The 22,502-nt window shown below is 56.7% G+C and carries 26 protein-coding genes and 1 riboswitch; all 26 genes read right to left on the bottom strand.

Annotation, left to right across the window (positions count from 1 at the left end; genetic code table 11):
- Positions 1–8: 8 nt before the first annotated feature.
- The 26 genes from miaB to MHFGQ_RS06045 all read right to left on the bottom strand — a co-directional run bounded on the left by miaB (position 9) and on the right by MHFGQ_RS06045 (position 22,454).
- The gene (gene miaB, locus MHFGQ_RS06170; protein ID WP_211292831.1) at positions 9–1,295 is read right to left on the bottom strand and encodes a tRNA (N6-isopentenyl adenosine(37)-C2)-methylthiotransferase MiaB; all 1,287 of its coding nucleotides are present in this window, start codon (positions 1,293–1,295) and stop codon (positions 9–11) included.
- A gap of 158 nt (positions 1,296–1,453) precedes the next feature.
- Positions 1,454–1,936, bottom strand: coding sequence for a bifunctional nuclease family protein (locus MHFGQ_RS06165; protein ID WP_106004324.1), 483 nt, complete (start codon positions 1,934–1,936; stop codon positions 1,454–1,456).
- Positions 1,937–1,962: 26 nt separating this feature from the next.
- A complete protein-coding gene (locus tag MHFGQ_RS06160; protein WP_106004323.1) occupies positions 1,963–2,406 on the bottom strand; it encodes a PPC domain-containing DNA-binding protein in 444 nt (147 codons plus the stop codon).
- 30 nt (positions 2,407–2,436) lie between these two features.
- Positions 2,437–3,534, bottom strand: a complete 1,098-nt coding sequence (locus MHFGQ_RS06155) for a DUF362 domain-containing protein (protein ID WP_106004322.1) — start codon at positions 3,532–3,534, stop codon at positions 2,437–2,439.
- 28 nt (positions 3,535–3,562) lie between these two features.
- Positions 3,563–5,017, bottom strand: coding sequence for an IMP dehydrogenase (guaB, locus tag MHFGQ_RS06150; protein ID WP_106004321.1), 1,455 nt, complete (start codon positions 5,015–5,017; stop codon positions 3,563–3,565).
- Between the two features lie 122 nt (positions 5,018–5,139).
- Positions 5,140–5,367, bottom strand: a complete 228-nt coding sequence (locus tag MHFGQ_RS06145; RefSeq protein WP_106004320.1) for a hypothetical protein — start codon at positions 5,365–5,367, stop codon at positions 5,140–5,142.
- A 58-nt stretch (positions 5,368–5,425) separates the two neighbouring features.
- Positions 5,426–6,070 (bottom strand): alpha-ribazole phosphatase, encoded by a 645-nt coding sequence (gene cobC / locus MHFGQ_RS06140; RefSeq protein WP_106004319.1) that lies wholly within the window; start codon positions 6,068–6,070, stop codon positions 5,426–5,428.
- Positions 6,071–7,171, bottom strand: coding sequence for a threonine-phosphate decarboxylase CobD (gene cobD, locus MHFGQ_RS06135; protein WP_170066121.1), 1,101 nt, complete (start codon positions 7,169–7,171; stop codon positions 6,071–6,073).
- Positions 7,117–8,067: a GHMP kinase gene (locus MHFGQ_RS06130; RefSeq protein WP_106004317.1), complete on the bottom strand. Its 951-nt coding sequence runs from the start codon at positions 8,065–8,067 to the stop codon at positions 7,117–7,119. The genes cobD and MHFGQ_RS06130 overlap by 55 nt, the downstream gene beginning before the upstream one ends.
- Positions 8,068–8,082: 15 nt before the next feature.
- Complete coding sequence (gene cobS, locus MHFGQ_RS06125) at positions 8,083–8,847, bottom strand: adenosylcobinamide-GDP ribazoletransferase (protein ID WP_106004316.1); 765 nt, start codon at positions 8,845–8,847, stop codon at positions 8,083–8,085.
- Positions 8,844–9,905 (bottom strand): nicotinate-nucleotide--dimethylbenzimidazole phosphoribosyltransferase, encoded by a 1,062-nt coding sequence (cobT, locus tag MHFGQ_RS06120; RefSeq protein WP_106004315.1) that lies wholly within the window; start codon positions 9,903–9,905, stop codon positions 8,844–8,846. Before cobT ends, cobS begins: the two co-directional genes overlap by 4 nt.
- Entirely contained in the window at positions 9,893–11,305 is a 1,413-nt protein-coding gene (locus MHFGQ_RS06115) for a cobyrinate a,c-diamide synthase (protein WP_106004314.1), read from the bottom strand. The genes cobT and MHFGQ_RS06115 overlap by 13 nt, the downstream gene beginning before the upstream one ends.
- Positions 11,306–11,319: 14 nt before the next feature.
- A complete protein-coding gene (cbiB, locus tag MHFGQ_RS06110) occupies positions 11,320–12,282 on the bottom strand; it encodes an adenosylcobinamide-phosphate synthase CbiB (protein ID WP_106004313.1) in 963 nt (320 codons plus the stop codon).
- The gene (locus tag MHFGQ_RS06105) at positions 12,272–13,822 is read right to left on the bottom strand and encodes a cobyric acid synthase (protein WP_106004312.1); all 1,551 of its coding nucleotides are present in this window, start codon (positions 13,820–13,822) and stop codon (positions 12,272–12,274) included. The genes cbiB and MHFGQ_RS06105 overlap by 11 nt, the downstream gene beginning before the upstream one ends.
- Positions 13,822–14,460 carry a precorrin-8X methylmutase gene (locus MHFGQ_RS06100; protein WP_106004311.1) on the bottom strand — a complete coding sequence of 213 codons (639 nt, stop codon included), beginning with the start codon at positions 14,458–14,460 and terminating at the stop codon, positions 13,822–13,824. The genes MHFGQ_RS06105 and MHFGQ_RS06100 overlap by 1 nt, the downstream gene beginning before the upstream one ends.
- Complete coding sequence (locus MHFGQ_RS06095) at positions 14,444–14,827, bottom strand: sirohydrochlorin chelatase (RefSeq protein ID WP_106004310.1); 384 nt, start codon at positions 14,825–14,827, stop codon at positions 14,444–14,446. Before MHFGQ_RS06095 ends, MHFGQ_RS06100 begins: the two co-directional genes overlap by 17 nt.
- Positions 14,828–14,845: 18 nt before the next feature.
- Positions 14,846–15,604: a precorrin-6A reductase gene (gene cobK / locus MHFGQ_RS06090; RefSeq protein WP_106004309.1), complete on the bottom strand. Its 759-nt coding sequence runs from the start codon at positions 15,602–15,604 to the stop codon at positions 14,846–14,848.
- The gene (gene cobJ / locus MHFGQ_RS06085) at positions 15,601–16,380 is read right to left on the bottom strand and encodes a precorrin-3B C(17)-methyltransferase (protein WP_106004308.1); all 780 of its coding nucleotides are present in this window, start codon (positions 16,378–16,380) and stop codon (positions 15,601–15,603) included. Before cobJ ends, cobK begins: the two co-directional genes overlap by 4 nt.
- A complete protein-coding gene (locus MHFGQ_RS06080; RefSeq protein WP_106004307.1) occupies positions 16,326–17,417 on the bottom strand; it encodes a cobalt-precorrin 5A hydrolase in 1,092 nt (363 codons plus the stop codon). Before MHFGQ_RS06080 ends, cobJ begins: the two co-directional genes overlap by 55 nt.
- Complete coding sequence (gene cobM, locus MHFGQ_RS06075) at positions 17,410–18,174, bottom strand: precorrin-4 C(11)-methyltransferase (RefSeq protein WP_106004306.1); 765 nt, start codon at positions 18,172–18,174, stop codon at positions 17,410–17,412. The genes MHFGQ_RS06080 and cobM overlap by 8 nt, the downstream gene beginning before the upstream one ends.
- A 25-nt stretch (positions 18,175–18,199) precedes the next feature.
- The gene (cobI, locus tag MHFGQ_RS06070) at positions 18,200–18,931 is read right to left on the bottom strand and encodes a precorrin-2 C(20)-methyltransferase (protein WP_106004305.1); all 732 of its coding nucleotides are present in this window, start codon (positions 18,929–18,931) and stop codon (positions 18,200–18,202) included.
- A gap of 12 nt (positions 18,932–18,943) precedes the next feature.
- Positions 18,944–19,552, bottom strand: coding sequence for a precorrin-6Y C5,15-methyltransferase (decarboxylating) subunit CbiT (cbiT, locus tag MHFGQ_RS06065; protein WP_106004304.1), 609 nt, complete (start codon positions 19,550–19,552; stop codon positions 18,944–18,946).
- Complete coding sequence (cbiE, locus tag MHFGQ_RS06060) at positions 19,539–20,186, bottom strand: precorrin-6y C5,15-methyltransferase (decarboxylating) subunit CbiE (protein WP_106004303.1); 648 nt, start codon at positions 20,184–20,186, stop codon at positions 19,539–19,541. Before cbiE ends, cbiT begins: the two co-directional genes overlap by 14 nt.
- Complete coding sequence (gene cbiD / locus MHFGQ_RS06055; RefSeq protein ID WP_106004302.1) at positions 20,179–21,276, bottom strand: cobalt-precorrin-5B (C(1))-methyltransferase CbiD; 1,098 nt, start codon at positions 21,274–21,276, stop codon at positions 20,179–20,181. Before cbiD ends, cbiE begins: the two co-directional genes overlap by 8 nt.
- 42 nt (positions 21,277–21,318) lie before the next feature.
- The gene (gene cobU / locus MHFGQ_RS06050; protein ID WP_106004301.1) at positions 21,319–21,897 is read right to left on the bottom strand and encodes a bifunctional adenosylcobinamide kinase/adenosylcobinamide-phosphate guanylyltransferase; all 579 of its coding nucleotides are present in this window, start codon (positions 21,895–21,897) and stop codon (positions 21,319–21,321) included.
- Between the two features lie 77 nt (positions 21,898–21,974).
- Positions 21,975–22,149: riboswitch (cobalamin riboswitch) on the bottom strand.
- A 38-nt stretch (positions 22,150–22,187) separates the two neighbouring features.
- Positions 22,188–22,454 carry a translation initiation factor 2 gene (locus MHFGQ_RS06045; protein WP_106004300.1) on the bottom strand — a complete coding sequence of 89 codons (267 nt, stop codon included), beginning with the start codon at positions 22,452–22,454 and terminating at the stop codon, positions 22,188–22,190.
- Positions 22,455–22,502 lie beyond the last annotated feature (48 nt).

Here is a 22,502-nt window from a genome sequence, read left to right as displayed (position 1 = left end):
CCTGTCCTTTAGGCACGGCTTATTTCCCCTTTTAACAGCCAGGTTTGGGCTTTGGTAAGCCGCACATTTACCAGGCGGCCGGTTAACTCCGCGTCACCCGGAAAGATGACTAACTTGTTTGTACGGGTGCGCCCGCTTAACTTGGAAGGATCGGTCTTGCTCGGGCCTTCCACCAGCACCTCGACTACCTCTCCAACCAGGGCCTCGTTTTTCGCTAGGCTAATTTTATTTTGAAGCTCCATTAACCTTTTAAGCCGTTCCTTTTTTACTTCCTGGGGCAACTGTCCCGGAAGGCCGGCGGCAACAGTTCCCTTCCGGGGAGAAAACATAAAGGTAAAAGCATTATCAAACTCCACTTTGGCAACTAAATCAAGGGTTTCCTGGAAGTCTTCCTCTGTTTCTCCCGGAAAACCGACGATCAGATCTGTAGTCAGGCCGATTCCGGGAATGTGGCGGCGTAAATTAGTCACCAGCTCCAGGTATTGCTCCCGCGTATAACCGCGGTGCATAAGTTCCAAAATGCGGTTACTGCCGGCTTGAACGGGCAAATGTACATGTTCGCATACTTTTTCCAGGCGGCTGATGGTTTCCACCAGTTCGGTAGTAAAATCGCGGGGATGGGAAGTTACGTAGCGGATACGTTTTAAACCCGCAACGGCGTTGACCATAGTTAACAGGTCGGCAAAGGTAACTTTATTTTCCAGATCCCGGCCGTAGGAATTAACATTCTGGCCCAGTAGGGTTACCTCAATAACTCCCTGGTCGACCAAATCCTCGATTTCTTTCAAAATGTCTTCCGGTCGCCGGCTTCTCTCCCGGCCGCGGACGTAAGGAACGATGCAGTAAGTGCAAAAATTATTGCAGCCATAAGTAATGGTAACAAACGCCTGGGCACCCCGGGCCCGTCGCCGGGGAAGGTTTTCAACTACAGGACCCTCCCCTCCCTGAACGGCAACCACGGGCCGCCGCATCTTCCTGACTTCCTCGATCAGACGGGGCAGTTCCGCCAAATTGTGGGTCCCCAGGAGCAGGTCGACGTAAGGAGCCTGCTGGCGGATCCTCTCCGCCGCTCCCGGCTGCTGTACCATACAACCGGCAACGGCAATCACCAGATCCGGGTTGGCGCTTTTAAACTTTTCTATCTGGCCGAGCTTGCCATACACTTTATTTTCAGCCTTTTCCCGTACACAGCAGGTATCAAGGATAATCAACCCGGCTTCCGCCTCATCGTCCACCGGTTCATATCCCGCCGCCTGAAGGAGATCGGCCATCATTTCGCTGTCCCGTTGATTCATCTGACAACCATAGGTAACAATCTTAAAGGTTTTCCCTTGACCTGCCAATTTTAACCCTCCGGAAAGCTAGATATAGCTCCTTTTATTATACATGCTCACGGTCTCGGCTACAAATAAACCCGGCCTCTCTCCGGCCGGGATGGAAGTTTTTCATTCCATTAATGCAGGTGTTTTTTATCATCTTCTGGTTTGTTCTCTTCTAGCAATTGCTGCAGCTCTTCAGCCTGCTCGGCGCTAACTAAATCCTCGATATTCAAAGTGTAGGCAGCGACCTTTTCCGTTATATAAAGGGGGGCGTTAGTCCTTAAAGCCAGGGCAATGGCATCACTCGGACGCGCATCTACTACTATTTCTTTCTCCCCCTGCCGGAGGTAAAGCTCGGCATAATAAGTACCGTCGCGTATATCCTGGACCAGGACCTTGCTGACCTCCACCCCCAAGTTTTCACAGAGGGAACGCATCAGATCGTGGGTGAGGGGACGCGGCGTAAGGATACCCTGGAGGGCCAGGGCTATGGCCTGGGCTTCAAAGGGACCGACCCAGATGGGAAGAATCTGGGTTTCCTCTTGATCGCTCAACAGCACTACCGGGCTCAAGGATTGATCCAGGACTATTTGTTTTACCTTTACCGGTATGAGCACTATCCTCACCCCCGTTAAGGTAGGTCTCATTTCCATAAGTTTAACCCTGTAACCGGGTCGTAAACACGCTCCGGCGGCGCCGGCAGCTCGATTTCTTCTATAAAGACTTCTCCCGCATATACAATGGTACCCGGCAAAAGGTGGCCTCCGTGCACCTTGCCTTCACGATCGAGAAAAGTTACGTGGGCATGCACAAAGGGTTTACCGTCTTTTAAGGAAACATTGCCCAGGCCGCTTAAAATCTCCAGCAGCTGGTCAATCTCTATTGTTATAAAACGCTTCTCTTCTACCACAAAATACCCTACCTTTGCCTTGGAAACGCTGCCCAAAAAGTTGATGGAGCCGAAACGAATATCTTCTTCTTCCACTATACCCTGCAGGGCTTCCAGTAAATCACAGCCATAAGAAAGGCGATAGGCCAGATGCCGACCCGGTCTCCCTTCCAGCTTCTTAACATATAAATTCGCCATTTTTTTAAATCCTCCTGCTCCATGGTGTTCTTAAATCTTAATGAGCTTATATTCCCTTGTTCCTAGGCCTACTTCCTCGGCGTACCGCAGAAGATGCGTCCCGTCATAACCGCTGATAGCCTGGAATTTGTCCTTTACGTTATCCCTTCCGTCCAGGCGCGTTCCCGGCAAAGCGGGCTGAGCGTTGGCCAGGTCCAGGCTGGCCTGATCTAAGGCCACAGGGTCCCAGGAAGCCAGGATGCCGACGTCGGGAATAATGGCGGCGTCGTTCCACGAGTTACAGTCGCACTCGGGGGCAACATGGGTCAAAAAGTTAAAATAAACACATTTATCCTTTTTGTCTTTGACGGCCCCCAGGGCAAATTCAACGATTTTTTCCTGCAACACGACAGGATCGCTTTTGAAGCTGGCCTTAATTGCCCTTTCCGGGCAGGTTACAGTACATTCACCGCATCCTATACACAATCCGGCATCAATGCTGGCTTTTTCGTTTACGGTGATGGCTTCTGCCGGACACCAGCGCCGACATAAACCGCAGCCGACGCACTTTTCCTCCTGCACCTCGGGCAGAACGTCACTGTGCATCATTTGCTTGCCGCCGGGACTGCCGCATCCCATGCCGAGGTTTTTAATAGTTCCACCGAATGCCGTTAATTCATGGCCCTTAAAATGACTCATCACCACCATACTATCGGCGTGATAAATGGCGCTACTAATTTTAACCTGCCGGAAATGTTTGCCTTCGATGGGGACTTCGTAATAATCCTTGCCCTTTAAGCCGTCGGCAATGATTACAGGTGCGCCGACCACGGCATAGGCAAAACCGTTTTCAATGGCCGTCTGTAAATGTTCGACGGCGTTGGAGCGGGAACCGACGTAAAGGGTGTTGGAATCGGTAAGGAAGGGCATGCCCTTGCTTGCTTTCACCAACTCTACGATCTGACGGGCAAAAACCGGGTTGATGTAGGCAAGGTTACCTTTCTCGCCGAAATGAATTTTAACGGCCACCAAATCTTGGTCGGCAATAGCCCTTTTAAAACCGGCCTTCCGCCACAAACCGGCTACTTTATTCACCAGGTTTTTCCCTTTTTTCGTGCGCATATCAGCCCAAAAAACTTCTGACGCCATCCGTTTGCTCCTCTCCTTCAAAGCTATTCTATATCCGGTAATTAGGTGCTTCCTTTGTAATCATTACATCGTGGGGATGACTCTCCCGCAGACCTGCAGGGGTAATGCGGATAAACCGTCCTTTTTTCTGGAGCTCGGGAATATTTCTGGCGCCGCAGTAACCCATACCGGCCCTAAGACCTCCAACGAGCTGGAAAATAGTTTCGGCTACAGGCCCTTTATAGGGCACGCGACCCTCAATACCCTCCGGCACCAGCTTGTCTGCCTCTTCTTGGAAATAGCGGTCCTTACTGCCTTCTTTCATTGCCGCCAGGGATCCCATACCCCGGTAACTTTTAAAGCTGCGTCCCTGGAAGATTTCTATTTCTCCAGGGCTTTCTTCAGTTCCTGCCAGCAAGCCGCCGATCATAACGGTGCTGGCTCCGGCAGCCAGGGCTTTGGTGACATCGCCGGAATATTTAATTCCGCCGTCAGCAATAACGGGTACGCCAAAGGGCGCTGCCGCCCGCGCGCATTCGATAATGGCTGTAATTTGAGGTACGCCTATACCGGCAATAACACGGGTGGTACAGATGGATCCCGGACCTACGCCTACTTTGACGGCATCCACTCCTGCCTCACACAGGGCCCTGGCTCCTTCGGCCGTGGCCACGTTGCCTGCCACCAGCTCTATATCCGGAAAAGCGGCCTTAATCCGGCGTACAGTTTCCAGAACACTGCGGGCCTGTCCGTGGGCGGTATCGACAACGATGGCATCTACTCCTGCTCCCACCAGGGCTTCTACCCTGGCCATGGTATCGGCGCCCACTCCTACCGCCGCCGCAACCCGCAGGCGTCCCTTTTCGTCTTTGGAGGCCAGGGGATGCTTTTTCGTCTTTTCGATGTCCTTGATGGTAATTAAACCTTTAAGGTTGTATTCTTCATCTACCAGAGGAAGCTTTTCGATTTTATGGCGGCGGAGTATGGCCATGGCCTCATTCAAGGTAGTACCCACCGGAGCGGTTACAAGGTTGTCTTTAGTCATGACTTCCGCAATGGGTCGCTCATAGTTTTCTTCAAAACGTATATCTCTGTTAGTTATGATGCCCACCAGTTTCCCTTTTACGGTTATGGGCACCCCAGATATATGATAATGCTCCATTAAAGCCAGGGCGTCCCTTACTTTGTGATCGGGGGTAAGGGATATGGGGTCGGTAATAACCCCATGTTCTGAACGTTTAACCCGATCTACTTCTTTAGCCTGACGTTCGATGGACATATTTTTATGGATAACTCCTATACCGCCCTCCCGGGCCATACTGATGGCCATCCTGGCTTCAGTCACCGTATCCATGGCCGCACTCACCAGGGGGGTATTGAGACGGATATTGCGGGTAAAATTAGAGCTGATATCCACTTCCCGCGGCAGGACTTCGGATTCCCCCGGTATCAGCAAAACGTCATCAAAGGTCAACCCTTCACCTACAATCTTATCGGTAGTCAAGTTTAAGCCCCCTTGCAGGACCAGATTATTGCTTAATTATATCACAAAAACAGTTTTTTTTACCAGCCACCCCCCAAGGGTTCTCCCCAGAGGACTAAAACTAAATAGCCGGGAGTACCCGGCTAATCCTGTCCCATTATAGAGTGGATGCCATAACGCTCAAAGTGATCCCGCAGGTGATAAATAACCTCTGTTTCCACCCCGAATTCCGCCGCCAGCTCGGTGTCGGAGCGGTTGGCCGCCAGCCCGGCCAGAAAACGATCATAATCCACTCCAGCTTCAGCAGCCATTTCCTTTAAACCGGGCCTTGTACTCCAGGGCACTCGCGCAGGTTTAAAGGTCGCGTCCACGGCAAGCACCTCCTAAAAGGTATTTTGCCTTAATGGACGTTATTTTACGCCGTCACCATTACAATATACCGCTTTCGTTTGGACCGCCCAAAGTCTCGAGATGGTGGCTATCGTTAAGTAAAGCCAGGATAAAATCGCCATTATAACAATCGACGATACTAACCCCGGTATTGTCCAGGCGGAAACGCCATACAGCAGTTAAATCCATCCCCAAAACGGCACAGATAAGGGCCCTTAAACTACCGCCATGGGCTACAAGGAGAAGATTGTGTCCCTTCTCTCTTTCTACCATCATTCGGAAGGCCCGCCACACCCGCTCCTTAACCTGACGGAAGCTTTCGCCCCCGGGTATCACTACGTTGGCAGGGTCCCGTCGCCAGCTTTCCCATTCGTGAGGAAAAGCCGCCACTATTTCCTGATAGGTCAAACCTTCCCATGCTCCAAAATTGATTTCCCGGAATGCCTCGTCCGTTTTAACGTTAAGTCCATGGACGGCGGCGATAATGGCGGCCGTTTCCCGTGCCCGGAGGAGGTCGCTGCTATAAACGGCATCAAATGATATATGACGCAGACGCTCTCGTAACAGTTCCGCCTGCCGCCTACCCTGAGAACTCAAAGCTACGTCCGAGTGCCCCTGATAACGTCCCGAGTTGTTCCATTCCGTTTCTCCATGGCGCACTAAGTAAACCCTTGTTCCTTGCAATCAATTCTCCTCCACTATCTTCTTTAACGCCTGAAGTAACTTATGGTTGGCCGCCCGATCGAGGACGGCCGTACGAAAATAGGTCGGCCCCAGTCCGGGGAATGAAGAACAGTCACGGATTAAAATACGTTCCCGGGCCAAATGATGCGCCAGCTCGGAAGCAGTAAGGCCGCTGGCGGAAATATCCGTAAGGATAAAATTTACTTCGGGATGGAACGGCCGGAATCCTGCCAGTTCCGCCAACCCATAATAGAGATATTCTTTTTCCCGCCTGATTAATTCCTGGGTTTTGGTAAGATACCCTGTATCCGCCAGGGCCACGACGCCGGCTATCTGGGCCAGAATATTCACGCTCCAGGGATCCCGCCGTCCTTCCAACCCGGCCACCAGCTTTGGATGGGCCACGCCGCATCCCAGACGCAGCCCGGGAAGGGCAAAAATTTTGGTAAGGGAACGAAGGATTAAAATTCCTTCCTGCGCCGCCGCCGTGGCCACTAAAGATAACTCCCTCCAGTTATGGCAAAAATCGAGAAAAGATTCGTCTAAAACAAGAAAAACACCTTGTTGTCGGCAGGATTCCACGATGGCATGCAAAATCCCAGTTTCCAGGAGCTTTCCGGTAGGATTGTTGGGGTTACATAAAAAAGCAAGATCAACCCCCGGTAGCTTTTTCCGCCAGCTGTCAATATCTAAAACAAAAGCCGACGCGGGTTCGAGTTCTAAGGTGACCACCTCGGCTCCGACCATTGCCGCGGACCGCTGATATTCGCCGAAGGTGGGCTCGGCAACCAGGACACGCCGCGGTCTCAAAGCCTGCACAATAAGATAAATCAATTCACTCGCCCCGTTGGCGGCAATAAGGGCGGCCGGATTAACCTGTAAATATTTAGCCAGAGCCTGCTTTAACTGCCGGCACTGGGGATCGGGATAACGCCGAACGGCCTTCAGGTTCTCCTGCAGGGCTGCAATTACCCGGGACGGCGGTCCCAGGGGGTTGATGTTGGAGCTGAAATCCAGAATCTCATCCGGCTGCCATCCGTATTTATCTACCGCCCCCTGCCAGTCACCGCCGTGAAAGGACCTACCCGATGCCTGTTCCATAAAAACCTTGTGCCACCAAAACATGATGCACGTCTAGCCTCCACTCCCCCGCCGGTCATCTTCGCCCGCAGAAAATTTACATGGGGAAAAACCGAACGAATCTTTACCTCCAGCCCCTTACAATCTACCTCGTGGGACCGGTAAAAGATGCCGATTACTGTGCCGCTATGTGCTATATTAACTCCCAATGCTCCCATGGTTGTCGCTATTTCAATCAGCGTTTCCAGTTCAGGTTTATAGAGTATCTCCTGGTTGGCCAGGGCGCTAATGGTAGCTCCTTCGCAGAGCAAATCTTCCCTGCCATAGGCCAGGCCTTCCCGCACCAGCTTCACCGCCCGGCGTACATTTTCTTCTTTGTTAAGGTTTAATTTTAATAAATCCCGGCGTCGGTTAAAAAGGACGGTGTCGACCGTACCTCCCAGATCGATAATCAATAAGTCCAGAGGAGGAGGCTCTCCCAAATATTCCCAGAAACGACCCTGTAGATGGTCGAACAGGACGACACCCGGCATAAAGGTGCCATCGCTCGGTTCAACGGCCAGAGCTATGTCTTTAATGTCTTCCAGGGAAAGCTCCGCTCCCAATGCTTTGGCCGTAGCCGCTGCCGCCGCCGCCACGTCGGCGGTACTGCTGGCCAAACCCTTACCCGGCGGCAGGGGGTTGTAAATTGACAGGCCTGCGCCCCAGCGTTTTTCTCCCAGCCGTTCCATGGTCAAACGGGCTGCCGCCAAAGCCTTGCTCTTTCCCGGAGGGGCCTCGAAGCGTCCTCCGGGAATTAAAGTAACGGTTACTTCGGCGTTGATGTCTATGGGGCAGGTAATCAAAAAATACCTTCCGTCGACTATTCCCTGGACTAATTCGCCGCAGGCACCATGGGCCCGGGCCACACCCCGCATGCTTCACTCCTCCCTCTACCAGGGGCGTAAATAATAAACTGTCAGGAAAAATACCTCAACAATTTCGGCCAAAGCACCGTAGGTATCGCCCGTCAACCCCCCCAGGAGCCGCCGGAGCCAGCTACACCATCCCAAGGACACCAGGGCCGTAAGGAAGAGATAAATTAAGCCCGCAGGGCCCATGATAAACCACGCCAGCAGGACGGCTGCCAGGGTGGCGAAAAAAAGGCTATAACGTCCCCGGCCGGCCTGAAAAAGGGAACCCAACCCTTCCTTCCGGGCGTAAGGAAAAGAGGTCAATGCCACGACCATGGCCCAGCGACCCAGGACGGGCATCAATATGAGCGACGGCGGCAGCCCCAGATCGCCCAGCCGGAGACGTTCAGACGGTAAAGCAGCTAACAGGCTAAATTTCAAAACCAGCAAAGTGACGACAGCTGTAACGCCGTGGGCACCCACATGGGTATCCTTCATGATAGTTAAAATGCGTTCACGATCCTTCCCGGAAAAAAGCCCATCCATGCTGTCGATAAAACCGTCCAGGTGCAGACCGCCGCTTAAAAAAACTGCCAGGGCCAGGACCAGTCCGGCCCGGGGAAGGGAGGGGACCAGTAAGCTCAATACCTGCCAGGCAACGGCCAGGATAAGACCTAAAACCAGCCCCACCAGGGGAAAGTAAGCTACGCTTTGCTGCCAGGCTTCTACAGTATTGTCGCCGCCCCTGATGGGTAGCCGGGTTAAAAATTTCAAGGCCACCAGAAAGGCATTTAAACCCTTCAACTATCCAGCGCCCCCGAAACCCCGGCCTGGCTGAAGGTAGCCATTTCATGATAGATTTTAATGGCCGCTTCGACTAAAGTCATGCCCAGGGCGGCCCCGGTACCCTCACCAAGGCGCATCGCCATGGTCAACATGGGTTTGAGGCCTAAAAGTTCCAGGACAGCGGCATGGCCGGGCTCTTCTGAAAGATGGGACGCCAGGATGTATCCCCTTGCCTCCGGAGCAAGTTTGACGGCTACCAGGGCGGCAGCCCCGGAGATGAAGCCGTCGATAATTACCGGCACTCGTTTGGCGGCTCCGGCCAGTATCACCCCGGCCATACCGGCTATTTCCAGGCCGCCAACCTTGGCCAGAACATCCAGCGGGTCGGTAGGATCGGGGCGATTTACTTCCAGCCCCCGGCGAATGGCATTGATTTTCAGCTGCAGGCGCTTATCATCCACCCCCGTCCCCCGCCCGGTTATCTTTTCCACCGGCAGACCGCTGAAGGCGGCAACAATGGCCGTGCTGGGGGTGGTGTTGCCAATGCCCATTTCTCCAATGCCCAAAAGTTCGCCACCGGCGGCAATTTGCTCGTCGGCGACTTCGATACCTGTTTCCAGGGCAGCGATGGCCTGCTCTCTGGTCATGGCCGGGCCCCTTGCCAGATTGGCAGTCCCAGGAGCGACCTTTCTTTTAAGCAATCCGGGAAGGTCCGGAAGTTCCACCGCGACACCTATATCCACCAGGACCAGCTCCGCCCCGGCATGGCGGGCTAGAACGTTGATTGCTGCCCCGCCCCTGGCAAAATTTAATACCATCTGGGGCGTAACTTCCTGGGGAAAGGCGCTTACACCTTCCGCCACCACACCATGATCGCCGGCCATAAGGATATGGGTCTTGCGGTTCAGTTGCCGCGGAACTTCCCCTTTTATACCGGCTAGTTGACGGGCAATGGCTTCCAGGGTGCCAAGGCTTCCGGGGGGTTTAGTGAGGTCGTCGAGGTGGGCCTGGGCACGGGCCATTGCCTCCCCGTTTAGGGGTTTGATGGCGGCCAGGGTTTGGTTTAATAATTGCATGAAGCATTCCTCCTCCGGTAGGCTTTTAAAAAGCGCTTACATGCCGCTATAAAATTGGCTGCAGCCTGCTTGTTACCCAGGAAATGTAAATGTATGTAGGAGGCCAGTATTCCCTGTGCGGTATAACCGTCGTAGTAAAAGCTTTCCCCCACCTGCCAGGAATAGGCGGGCGAGAAAGCATCGGCCAAAGGGGTCAGCGTCGAATAATGGAACTCGTGACCCCGGATGGTATCACCATTTTTACCCAAAATGTTGTCCCGGCAAAAACGGGCTTTCCGATAACCCAGGCCGGCCAATCTGGTCTGCATGCGGCAGTCGGCCGGTACTATCCCCGCCATCTCCCAGGTCCGGCCTTCGAGGTCGGTTATGCTCCTCGTCAAATACATAAGTCCGCCACACTCGGCATAAAGGGGCATGCCTTCCTTCACCCGACGTCGAAGGTCGACCAACAAAGACTTATTGTCGGCAAGGGACGCGAGGAAGATCTCCGGAAAGCCGCCGCCGATAATCGCCCCTGCCGCTTCTTCCGGCAGCGCGGTATCGTGTAAAGGACTGAAGGGCAGGAGTTCTGCCCCCAGGGCCGCTAAAAAATCCAGGGAATCCTGATAGTAAAAGTTGAAAGCCTCATCCCTGGCTACGGCCACCGGCACCCTCGCACCTGCTTGGGCGGTGGCCCTCGCAAAGCTCTCGCCCGCCCCTGGTGGTAAGGGTCCGGCCTTCCCGGCCAGAGCCACGATTTCCCGTAAATCGATGCCGGCAGCCACACCGGCGGCCAGTTCCTGAAGGATGGCCTTTATTTCCCTTTGCTCAACGGCCGGGATCAATCCCAGGTGCCTGGAAGGAAGGGAGGGCAGGGCATCTTTGAAAAGCCACCCCACCACCCTTACCCCGGTGTAATCTTCAATGGCCCGGCGGAGGAGCTGCAGGTGGCCCTCGCTGCCGACCCGGTTGAGGATGACCCCGGCTAGATGCAGCCCGGGATCAAATTCCCGGTAACCCAAGACTTCGGCGGCCGCACTCTGGCCCAGGGATGTGGCATCCAAAACCAGGAGAACCGGGGCGGCCAGCAGGCGGGCGATGGCCGCCGTACTGCCGCCGCCGTCTTCCTTATGGCCGTCATAAAGGCCCATGACCCCTTCGATAATGGCGATATCAGCATCAGCGATGGCCCGGGAAAAAACCTCCAGGACGTCGGCCGGTGCCGTTAAAAAGGTATCCAGGTTGCGGGAGGGCCGGCCGGTGGCCAGGGTATGGTAGCCGGGGTCGATGTAGTCCGGCCCGATCTTAAAGCCCTGGACCTTCAGCCCCCCGGCCGCCAGGGCAGCCATTAAACCGGTGGCAATACTCGTCTTGCCCACACCGCTGCGGGTACCGGCAATGACAATTCGCTTGTGGCTCATATAAATACCCCTTTTTAATACCAGCGCCCCTTTTGGGTCAAAATCAACCCGCCGGCCAAGGAAATGAGTAAAGTGGCGGCCGCCATAAGGCAGACGGCCCTGGTGATATGCTCTCTCCTTAAAGGCTGCCGGGCCTCGCCGATCAGGGGGCGCCGGGAAGGCCGTCCCTGGTAGTAGTTAAGGCCACCCAGCTGCACGCCCAGGGCGCCGGCAACTGCCGCCTCTGGAAAACCGCTGTTGGGGCTGGGGTGACGACGGGCATCGCGCAGCATAACCTTCCAGGCCTGTCTTCCACAGCCCAGCAGCACGGCCGCCGCACATAAGGCAAGGCCCGTCAACCTGGCTGGTAAATAGTTGGCCGCATCGTCCAGTCTGGCCGCCGCCCGACCGAAGTAAAGGTAACGGTCGTTTTTATACCCCAGCATGGAATCCAGGGTATTGACGGCGCGATAGGCCATGGCCAGTGGTACTCCCCCAAGGAAAAAATAGAACAGGGGAGCGATAACGCCGTCACAACTATTTTCGGCTACGGTTTCCACCGTCGCCCGGACCACTTCCCCTTCATCCAGGCCTTCTGTATCACGCCCTACAATCCTGCCGACCCGGCGGCGGGCCTGGACCAGATCGCCTTCCTCCAGGGCCCGGAGGACACCAGCGGCCGCCGCTGCCAGACCCCGGGGGGCGATGGTTGTCGCCAGGAGCCAGCCCCCCAGCAATACTCCCGCCCAGTAATTGAGCCGCCCGGCCGCCACCAGCAGTTCCCGGGTAATCAGCCATGCCGCGGCGACAATGATCACTGCTACCACCGCTCCTGCAGCCAGCAGGTAGCTCCGGGACGCCTTCGGCCGCCAGAGTAATTTTTCCAGAGCGTTTATTCCCGCACCCATGATCTGGGTCGGATGTACAAGCCAGGTCGGATCCCCCACCGCCAGGTCGAGGAGGAGGGCAAGTACCAGGACAAGGACGCTAGGATCCAAATCCTTCACCTGCCAGGGGCCGCTCCAGACCCATGATGGCCGCCAGTCGTTTTAAATCTAAATGCCTGGCCACCGCAGCCGCCAGAGCGTCAAAACGGCGCTCCAGATCGGCGGCAAATTTCAGGCTGCCCACCCTGTCTACAAAACCGCGCCTGGCCCGTAAAACGGCCAGTATCCGGTGGCGGAAGGCGTCATTGTCCCAGATGCCGTGGATGTAAGTACCCCACACCAGACCGTCGCTACTTTGGGCGCCGTCGTCGATATCCACAGGGGTGTTGCCGCGCTTAGTAATTTTAAAGGCCGGCCGACCTTCAGCCAGGCTGCTTGACCCCATGTGGATCTCATAGCCCTTTACCTCCAGGCCCTGCAGCGGCCCCAGAAAAGGCCCCGTACCGGTTACCCGGCCCCGAACGAGGTTGGTAGCCTTGGTGGGTTGAAAAATGGTACGCACCGGCAGAAGCCCCATGCCGTCTATGCCGTCATGGTCGGTTTCCACATGGCCGGGATCGGCAATTTCCAGCCCCAGCATTTGATAGCCGCCGCATATGCCCACCACCGGTGTGCCCCGTGATGCCAGCCCTTTAACGGCTTCTTCCAGGCCCCGCTGCCGCAGCCAAAGCAAATCCCCAATGGTATTTTTGCTTCCCGGTATGATGATGAGATCCGGATTGCCAAGGTCGTTTTTGTCTTCTACATAGCGCAGGTTGACGCCCTGTTCCCTTTGTAGGGCATCAAAATCGGTAAAGTTGGCGATGCAGGGCAGCTTTATTACGACAATTTCTACTTCATCAGGGGCGGTTGGACGATTGACTACTTGTTCCAGGGCTACGGAATCTTCCTCGGGCAGGCCGTGGGTCAGAAAGGGGATGACCCCAAGAACGGGCTTGCCGGTTTTTCTTTCTAAAAATTCTAGAGCAGGCTGCAGCAGAGCCACGTCGCCCCGGAACTTGTTGATAATCAAGCCCGCCACCAGCTCCCTTTCGTCTTCATCCAGGAGCTCAAGGGTCCCCACAATGGCCGCCAGGGCGCCGCCGCGGTCGATATCGGCCACCAAGAGTACCGGCGCCCTGGCCATTTTGGCCACCCGCATGTTGGCTATCTCCCGGGCTTTAAGGTTAACCTCCGCCGGGCTGCCGGCGCCTTCTATAACGATTACCTCAAATTCCTTATCCAGGACGGCATAAGCCTCCTCCACGTATCGCCACAGCTCCTGATTAAAGCTTCCATGGTACTCCCTGGCCCCTACGTTGCCGACCGGGCGTCCCAGTAAAATTACCTGGGAGCGGGCGTGGGCCGTGGGTTTGAGCAAAACCGGATTCATCTCCACCCGCGGTTCTACCCCGGCGGCATAAGCCTGCACCAGCTGGGCGCGTCCCATTTCCCCACCGTCAGGGGTGGCACCGGAATTTAAGGCCATGTTCTGGGATTTAAAAGGAGCCACCCGGAAGCCGGAGCGGTAAAAGATGCGGCACAGCGCTGCCGCCAGGACGCTCTTGCCGACATTGGAACTGGTGCCCTGGAGCATGATCGCCCGGGCCATTAATCATCACCTTCTTCGTCCCAAGTCAGATGCAGCAAGGCGTTGACGGCGGCCACCGCCACCGTGCTGCCGCCCCTGGTGCCCCGCACGGTGATAAATGGTACGTCGGCTTTCTCTAGGGCCGCCTTGGCTTCCGCCGCTCCTACAAAGCCTACCGGCGTACCGATTATGGCCGCCGGTGCCGCCCGACCGGCGGCCATCAGTTCCAGCAAGCGGAAAAGGGCCGTGGGAGCATTGCCGATGGCCACAACTGCTCCCGTCATCCGGGGCGCCAGGAATTCCATGGCGGCCATGGCTCTGGTAACCCCCCTGGCCGCCGCTGCCGCGGCCACCTCCCTTTCCCGGATGGCGCAGATTACCTGGCCGCCGCCCCTGGCAAGCATTGAGCTATTGATCCCCTGGCGCACCATTTCGATGTCGGTAATGATGTCCGCACCGCCACGCAGGGCGGCAGTAGCCGCTGCAACCAGTCGGGGGTGAATGACCACCAGTCGGGCATATTCCAGGTCGCCGGTGGCATGGATAATCCGGGTAACGATGTCCCTTTCCCCTGCTCCCAGTCCGAGAGCGCCTAGCCGCGCTGCGATGATGGCCCGGCTCTGGGCCTCGATGGCCCGGGGATTATTGAGGTACGACACCGGGAGCCACCTCCCTGATGCGCTCGACTATAACCTCGGCGATTCGCCGATCGGCGCCAAGGTTGGTACCGTAAATCAAGGTAACCCCGGGAAAACGCTCCCGTGCGGCCTCCAAAAGCTCGGGAATGTCCCGCTGGACGTGAAGACCGTTGCAGAAAAACATGGGTATGACGATGATCTGCCGCAGGCCTTCCTCCACCAGCATGGTAATTCCCTCTAAAAGATCCGGATGGGTGCGCATCATGTAGCAGGGCTGTACCCGGACCTCACCCAAAAACTCCCGCACCTGGGCTGCCAGCACCTTCAAATGCTCGTTGGCCTCGGGGATACGGCTGCCGTGGCCAAGTAATATAATACCTGTATTCATTTCCGTCCTCCTATCTTCCTATAGCTCTATGGCTTCCTCCAGCAAGGGGATGAGCTCCTCCAAAGACAGAGCGCCGGCTTCAGGCGGGCGGCGAACGACCACGACCGTTAGACCCAGGTCAAGGGCGGCTCGAACTTTTTCCTCAACCCCGCCAACACTTCCGCTGTCTTTAGTAACAACCACATCGGCATTGTATTGTCGATATAAGGCCCGGTTCAATTCATAGCTCAAGGGACCCTGGATGGCCACAATATCCCGGGGCCAGATCCCTAAACGCCGGCATTTAGCAAGGGAATCCTCTTCGGGCAACACCCGGACGACGAGTCTCTTCCCCTTCAGGGCCGGTGCCTCTGTAAAACACTCCAGATGGCGCGTCCCGATGGTGAGAAATATTACCCGGCCGCGGGCGGCCAGCACGGCAGCTTCCTCAAAACTTGAGGCCGGCAACAGGTACGGATGGGAAGGTAGTTGCACTTCCGGCCGACGGTAACGGAAATAGGGCAGTCCCAGGGAGCGACAGGTTTCCCGGGCAGCTTCGGTTATGGCGACGGCGAAGGGATGGGTGGCGTCAATCACTGCAACAATGCCGTGTTTTTTTAGATATTTTTCCAGTTCTTCTTTCCCCAGGGGGCCTGTGTGGACCAGATCGGCTCCTGCTTCTCCGGCCAGTCTGGCCCCGTACTCGGTAACAACGCTGGCGGCCACCCGGTAACCCTCTGACTTTAAAACACCGATAATTCTGCCGGCGTCTTTGGTACCAGCCAGTACCAGGATCACAACCGATACCCCCTGGGTGTCACCAGACGGCCGTCCAGCACCCTGGTCTGGCTGTTGCCGATGATTACCGTACTCACCATATCTACCGGTAAATCCAGAAAGGTGTTCAGGTCACGGATCCAGGCTTCTTCCCCTTCCCGCCCGGCGTTGCGCACCACCCCCACAGGGGTGGTCGGGTGACGGTATCGGAGGATAATGTCCCGGGCGCGGCGGAGATGATCTGGACGCCCGTGGCTGCGGGGGTTGTACAGAACAAGAACGAAATCTGCCGCCGCCGCATGCTCGAGGCGGTCGGCGATTACCTCCCACGGAGTTAAACGATCGCTTAGGCTGATTACGGCAAAGTCATGCATCAGGGGCGCCCCCAGGGCGGCTGCCGCCGCAGTGGCCGCCGTCACCCCGGGAACGACCTCGACTTTTATCTCTTTGCCCCGGGGGTGTGCGGCCAGGATTTCCAGAAGCAGCCCGGCCATACCGTAGACACCGGGATCGCCGCTGGAAACAACGGCCACACGGGCTCCGGCGGCGGCCCTCTCCACCGCTTCCCGGCAGCGGGCCACTTCCCCCGTCATGCCGGTAACCACTACCTCCCGTCCGGCCGCCAGGGAGGCTATTAAATCAATATAAGTGCGGTAACCGACGATTACTTCCGCCCGCTCCAGGGCCTGCCTGGCGCGGGGCGTCATCTCTTCCTCCCCGCCGGGTCCCAAACCCACAACCGCTATTTCGCCAGGGCCAGGGCGACCGTAACTCCCCGGTAGCTCTTTTTCGGCCATAATAATTCCCCCCCTCCTGCAGCCAGGATTGCCGCCGGCTCGCAAACCCCCGGGATGCCGATGAACCTTTTAACCCTTTCCGAGCGATTGAGATTGGGCCGGTGCTCCAAGCAACGTGCTAGCTCTTCAGAGGTAAAGGTTAAAAGCTTAACGTTAAGCCGCGCAGCCGCTTCTTTTAGGCCGGGCTCTTCGCCCTTAAAATCAACGCTGGCCAGGGCGGCCAGGCTGCGGCGGCTGAGGCCCGCCTCTGCCATGGCCAGGCCCAGGGCGTAAAGAATCGTCTTCGCGGGTGTTCCGCGGCGGCAGCCGATACCGGCGCTGATTACCCGGGGCCGCCAGTAGACCCACTGCGGCCCCGGCAGGGGCAGACGCCGCCACGTTACCAAAATCCCGGCTTCGGCCACACCTTCGGGAAAGCAGTTCTCCAGGGGTCGCGGTCTTAAATCCCGCAAGGCTCTCTCCACGGTCTTGAGCAAAGGCCTTTCCACCAGCACCTCCACCGGCACGCCGTTGACCAGGGCCGCCATCACTCTGCTAAAGGCGGCCGCCGGCCGGACATCCATGTTCAAATCGCGGGCTACCAGATCTAGGGGCGGAAGCCCCTGCACCTCGCTGGCGGTAGTAATGACCGCCCGGCCGTTCAGGACAGCCGCCACCCGGCGGGCCAGAGCGTTGGCTCCCCCAAGGTGGCCGGAAAGGAGGCTGACGGCATGTTGTCCCGCCACGTCCACCACGACCACCGCCGGGTCTGTCTTTTTTGAAACAAGGTGGGGGCTCAGCGCCCGCACGGCAATTCCTACGGCCATAACCATAATAAGTGAGGGGTAGCGGTGAAAAATTTGACCCAGGAACTGGGATAGAGGCCCGGCATAGCTTTTGATATTGAGTGTATTTCCATCCAATCTTCCTGCCGGTAAGCTCAGATCGGCGGGGATAAAGACGGTAATCTTCCCCGGCAAAGCCTGGGCCAGCCGCAGGGCCGTCTCATATCCGGGCCGGGTCAGGGTGACGATGGCTACTTCCCCGCCTTCATCCACCGGATTTCTCCCCCTTACGGTAGCCGTGGCTGAAGTTCGGATTGTAGAGGCAGGAGCGCCGGTAAGGGCCGGACAGGAAATCACCTACCAGAAGGAGGGCCGTCCGCTCGATGCCTGCTTCCCGGCTTTTAGCGGCGATATTCCCCAGGGTACCGTAGATAACTCTTTCTTCCGGCCAGGAAGCCTTGTAGACTACTGCCGCCGGAGTCTCGTTCCCGTACCCCAAGGCCAGCTCGGCCGTCGCCGCCTCCAGGTCCCGGCTGCTGAGGAAAAGGCACAGGCTGGCGCGGTGACGACTTAAATCGGGCAGGTTTTCCCCAGCGGGCACCGGGGTACGGCCGGTCCGGCGGGTAAGGATCACAGTCTGACTGACGCCGGGCAGGGTGAACTCCCTTTTGACGGCCGCCGCCGCTGCCGCAAAGGAACTGACGCCGGGCACGATCTCATAGGGGATACCCAGGCTTTCCAGGGCGTCCATTTGCTCCTGGATGGCACCGTACAGGGAAGGATCACCCGTGTGCAGGCGGACAACCCTTTTGCCTTCGCTCACCGCCTCCCGGATAATGGCCAAGACTTCTTCCAGGGTTAGGGAGGCGCTGTTATAAAGCCTTGCTTCCGGCCGCGCGTATTTTAAAATTTCCGGGTTAACCAAAGAACCGGCATAGATAACTACGTCGGCTTCTTCCAGGAGGCGGCGCCCCTTTACGGTAATGAGCTCCGGGTCTCCCGGACCGGCTCCGACAAAGTAAACCTTCATTGTTCAACCGCTCCTCCGAAAATAACTATGAGGCACCCACCGCCCTTTTTACTATAATCAATGACAAGTAATCCTGTTTTTTCCCTTTTTCCGCTGTAATATCCCGGCTGTAGCTTTCTCCGGGGCACCCGCAGCGGCTGGCTAGATAAGCCTGCCCAGCAACCCCTGGCCCAGCAACCCCTGCTTCTTCAAGCACAGAAACGATGGCGTCGTAACGCCGGGCGACCTTCATCAGGACGAGGTTGGGGAAAAGGGTTAAATATTCCTTCAAAACGGCAGGGTCTTTTAAAGCCGGGATAATGGCCAGGGGCTCGTCCCCTACCGCCAGAGGAACATTCAGTCTGGCGGCCGCCGCGGCAAAGGAGGTGATACCGGGCACGGTTACGATTTGCAAATCAGGTTTGAGCCTTTGCAGACGCTCCATTAAATAGCTGTAGGTACTGTAAAGAGAAGCATCCCCCAGGGTCAGAAAGGCCACGTCCCTACCGGCAACGAGGACGGTCAGCAGTTCAGCCGCCGCTGCATCCCATGCCCTCTCCAGGTAATCCCGGTCCCGGGTCATAGGCATAAAAAGATTCATTATTTCCTGGTCGGGCCTGGTAAAAGGGCGAACCACCTGGAGGGCCAGGCTTTCCTCGCCGCGCTGAGATACGGGTACCGCCAGAACCGGCACCTGTTCTAAAATGGCTTTCGCCTTCAAGGTCAAAAGTTCCGGGTCCCCCGGGCCGACCCCGAGGCCGTATAGGGTTCCACTCACCGCTCCTGCCTCCTATTCCTCATGCCCCAGCTGTATTGTCAGCTGCACGATATATACGGGGTTCAAAGGCCGCCAGATGTGGTAACGGCCGACCATTTCCAAGCGGGCCAGGTTCACGGCCAGGGCTTCCACCTGGTAACCCCTGCTGCGGCCCCAGGACAGGACCGTCCCCAGGGTTTCCACGGTAATGGCGTTGACAACGATAATGCCCCCCGGCCGCAAAACTTGATGGCAGTCTGCCAGAATATCTTCCAGATGCCCGCCGCTGCCACCGATGAACACCCGGTCCGGCGGCGGCAAACCCTTTAAGGCCGCCGGCGCCATACCGGTTATGACCCTGACGTTTTTGAGGCCGAAACGCCGAGCATTCTCCCGGACCAGGGTGCAGGCTTCCGGGTTGCCGTCCACGGCCAGGACTTCTGCCGGCGCCACCAGCCGGGCCGCCTCCACTGCCAGGCTCCCCGTACCCGAACCAATATCGTAAACCGTCATCCCCGGACCCAGCCGGGCTTTGGCCAGGGTCAAGACCCTGATTTCTTCTTTGGTCATTGGGACCCGGCTGCGACTGAAGCAGTTGTCGGGTATACCCGGGGTAGAATAAGGCCAATCAATCAGGTTCACAGCCGGCTATCACCACCCCTGGGCCGAGAAAATCACTGCGGGCCAGCTCGGCCGCCGTCAGCCAGGCCGTTTGCTCTCCGTCGCCGCCCAGTTCGATACCTACCCATACCATCAGGCCTTCGAGGCCGTGGTCGACTAAATATCTTCCTATAACCGGGGGGGTGTTGGCACCGCCGGTAAGAATAGCCAGTCGCACCTGGGCGGACTTCAACCGCGGCAAATAAGGCTCAAGAACCTCCAACGAACGGCCGTGACAGCTTAAAAAAACGACGTCTTCCCATCCGCAGGCCAGACGGGCGAAGGCAAGTTGTATGGAACTGATACCGGGAATAACGTTAATTTTTTCTCCCGGGAACTGTCTTTTTACCCAGGGGAGAAGGCTGAATAGGCCGGGGTCCCCAGAAACAAGTACAGCCGTGGGTCGCCCGCGAATCTTAAGAAGAAAATCGCGCAGTCTTTCTAGATCCCCAGTAATCAGCATTTTTTCGCATTCTAAATCGGCAAAAAGATCGAGGGCCTTTCGGCCGCCGATAAGAACCTCGGCCGCCGCCGCCGCCCTCCGTGCCGCCGGCGTTACATATTCCCCACTACCGGGGCCCACCCCTATTACCGTCAGCCAACTGTCTTTAAACACCTTGACGCAATTCCTCCATCATTTGGCGGGCCGTTGCGTCCGCGCCTATAAGATCACCCTGCAGGCTGAGGAAGGCAGTGCCGACAGCTAATTCCTTTCGGACAAAGGTTAAAGCCCTATGGCTCGCCCTTGCCGCCAAATCATCCCAGAAATCCCGCCCCAAACCTGCGGCAGCGATAATTTCTATGGCTCCTTCGACCGTTGTTGCCTGTAAAATCTTGTCTACATAAGTTGAAGAAGCGCCTTTTACAGCGGCCCAAGCGGCCAGGACTTCTTGGCGTCCGTCTGCCATTCGGCTATGGGTATAAAAAATACCCCCGGCTATTTTAATGAGCTTGCCGGCATGACCCCAAAGAAGCACTCCCCTGACTTTTCGTTCGACACAGGCCTCCAGCATATACCCGATGAAATTGCTCGTAAGAACTACCGCCCCGGGGGGCAGTTGATATTTCTCTTCGGCATAACGCTGCCCCAAACGGCCCGGAGTCAATATGAGGGTATTATAACCGGCGGCCAGGGCGACGTCTATCTGTGGCACAAGGGAGGCACGGTAGGCTTCTACGGACATGGGTTCGACAATACCGGTGGTACCCAGGATGGAAAGCCCGCCTTCGATTCCCAGGCGGGGATTGAGGGTACGCCGCGCCAGTTCCTCACCGCCGGGAATACTGATTTCCAGTTCCATCCCCCCTCCAGGGGGAATAAGATCGGCGACTGCCGCGGCGATCATTCGCCGGGGCACGGGGTTAATGGCCGGTTCACCCGGAGGTATGGCTAAACCCGGTAGTGTCACCCTCCCTACCCCGGAACCGCCGCGCAGTATTAAACCTTTCGGACATAGGCGAGCGCAAACGTGGATGGCGACACCATTGGTAACATCGGGATCGTCGCCGGCGTCTTTGATTACCACGGCTTCCGCCCGGTCCGCTTCCCGCCGGACGGTGACCGGTAGGGTCACCGTATCACCCGCCGGCAGGGTTAATGTAACTTCTTGGACCAAGCGCCTTTGGTATAAAGCCATAGCGGCCGCCCTGGCGGCGGCGGCAGCACAGGTGCCGGTGGTATAGCCCCGACGCAACTTTTCAGGCAAAAATAGTTCCTCCCCATTTTTTGCGATATTTTTCGAGAAGTCTTATTCAGATAAAAGGTCTTTTAAGATAAGGGGCAAACCGGCCATCACCAGATATACCCTATCGGCCCGGGAGGCGATTTCCTGGTTGGCCAGACCCAGGAGATCGCGAAAAAGCCTTCCCAGGGGATATGGGGGAACAAGGCCGAGGCCCGTTTCTTCGGTAACGATAATCACCCGCGCCGGAACCTCCCAGGCTGTCACGACGAGTTTCCGTACCAAGTTCATAATATTTTCAATTACGACATCATGGTCTTCCCCTCCGTCTGACGCCCCACCCTGCTGCAAGCCGCCCAAAAGGTTGTTAATCCACATACCCATGCTATCCAAGAGGATGGTGTCGGCGCGTTTACCCTCCCGGGCCATGGCTTCGGTGACGGCCAGGGGGGCTTCCACCGTCAGCCACCCGGGGGGGCGCCGGCGCCGGTGGGCCGCCACCCGGGCCGCCATTTCATCATCCCCTATTACAGCAGTGGCCAGGTAAACCACCCGTCCTCCCCCGGCGGCAGCCAGCTCCTCGGCCAACCGGCTTTTACCGCTTCTAGCTCCTCCGGTGACCATGATCAACGGCCCGCGTTCCATGTAAAACCTCCTAAAAGAAAAACTCCAGCCCCCACGAAGAGCTGGAGTCGTAATCTATACCCATAGGCCCCTTGACGCGAGGGTTTAATGAACAGGCAGGTTTCCTGGCTCCGGCTCCTTGCCCTGCTTCGCCTTCCCGGTACAGATACCAGTGGCTTTGAAGCGGGCTCCCCGGTTACAGTGGCGCGACCGCTCAGGATTTTCACCTGATTCCCTTTTAACCTTTTCGGCACCTGTCCCTTATTAAATTAATAAGTTAACTATAGTATAAACTTTGGCTACCTTTTCCGTCAAGGCCTGGGTAAAGGAAGGCCCTGCAATTTACCGGCCAAAAGGGCCAGCTCTTTATTCTTTTCCCAGAGCAACCGGGCATAACGGCGGTTGCGCACCTTAAGACTTTCCTTTTCCTGAAGCAGACGGTTGATCATTTCCCATTTCTCGTTCTCGCTCTTTTCCACCAGATGCATCAATACCCGGCGACTGATGCGTAGCTGTTCCACCTTGTCCTCCAGCTCTTGAATCCGCCGGTAAAGGGCGCCCGGATCGCCGTCGATCAACGCCCTCACCCCCTAGCTTTAAGGTTTTCTAAAATATATGCCCGGAAA

The organism is Moorella humiferrea, from assembly GCF_039233145.1.
Taxonomy (GTDB): domain Bacteria; phylum Bacillota; class DSM-521; order Neomoorellales; family Neomoorellaceae; genus Neomoorella; species Neomoorella humiferrea.
The sequence above is the reverse complement of the archived record's forward strand: the minus strand, read 5'-3'. Positions and strand labels throughout refer to the sequence as shown.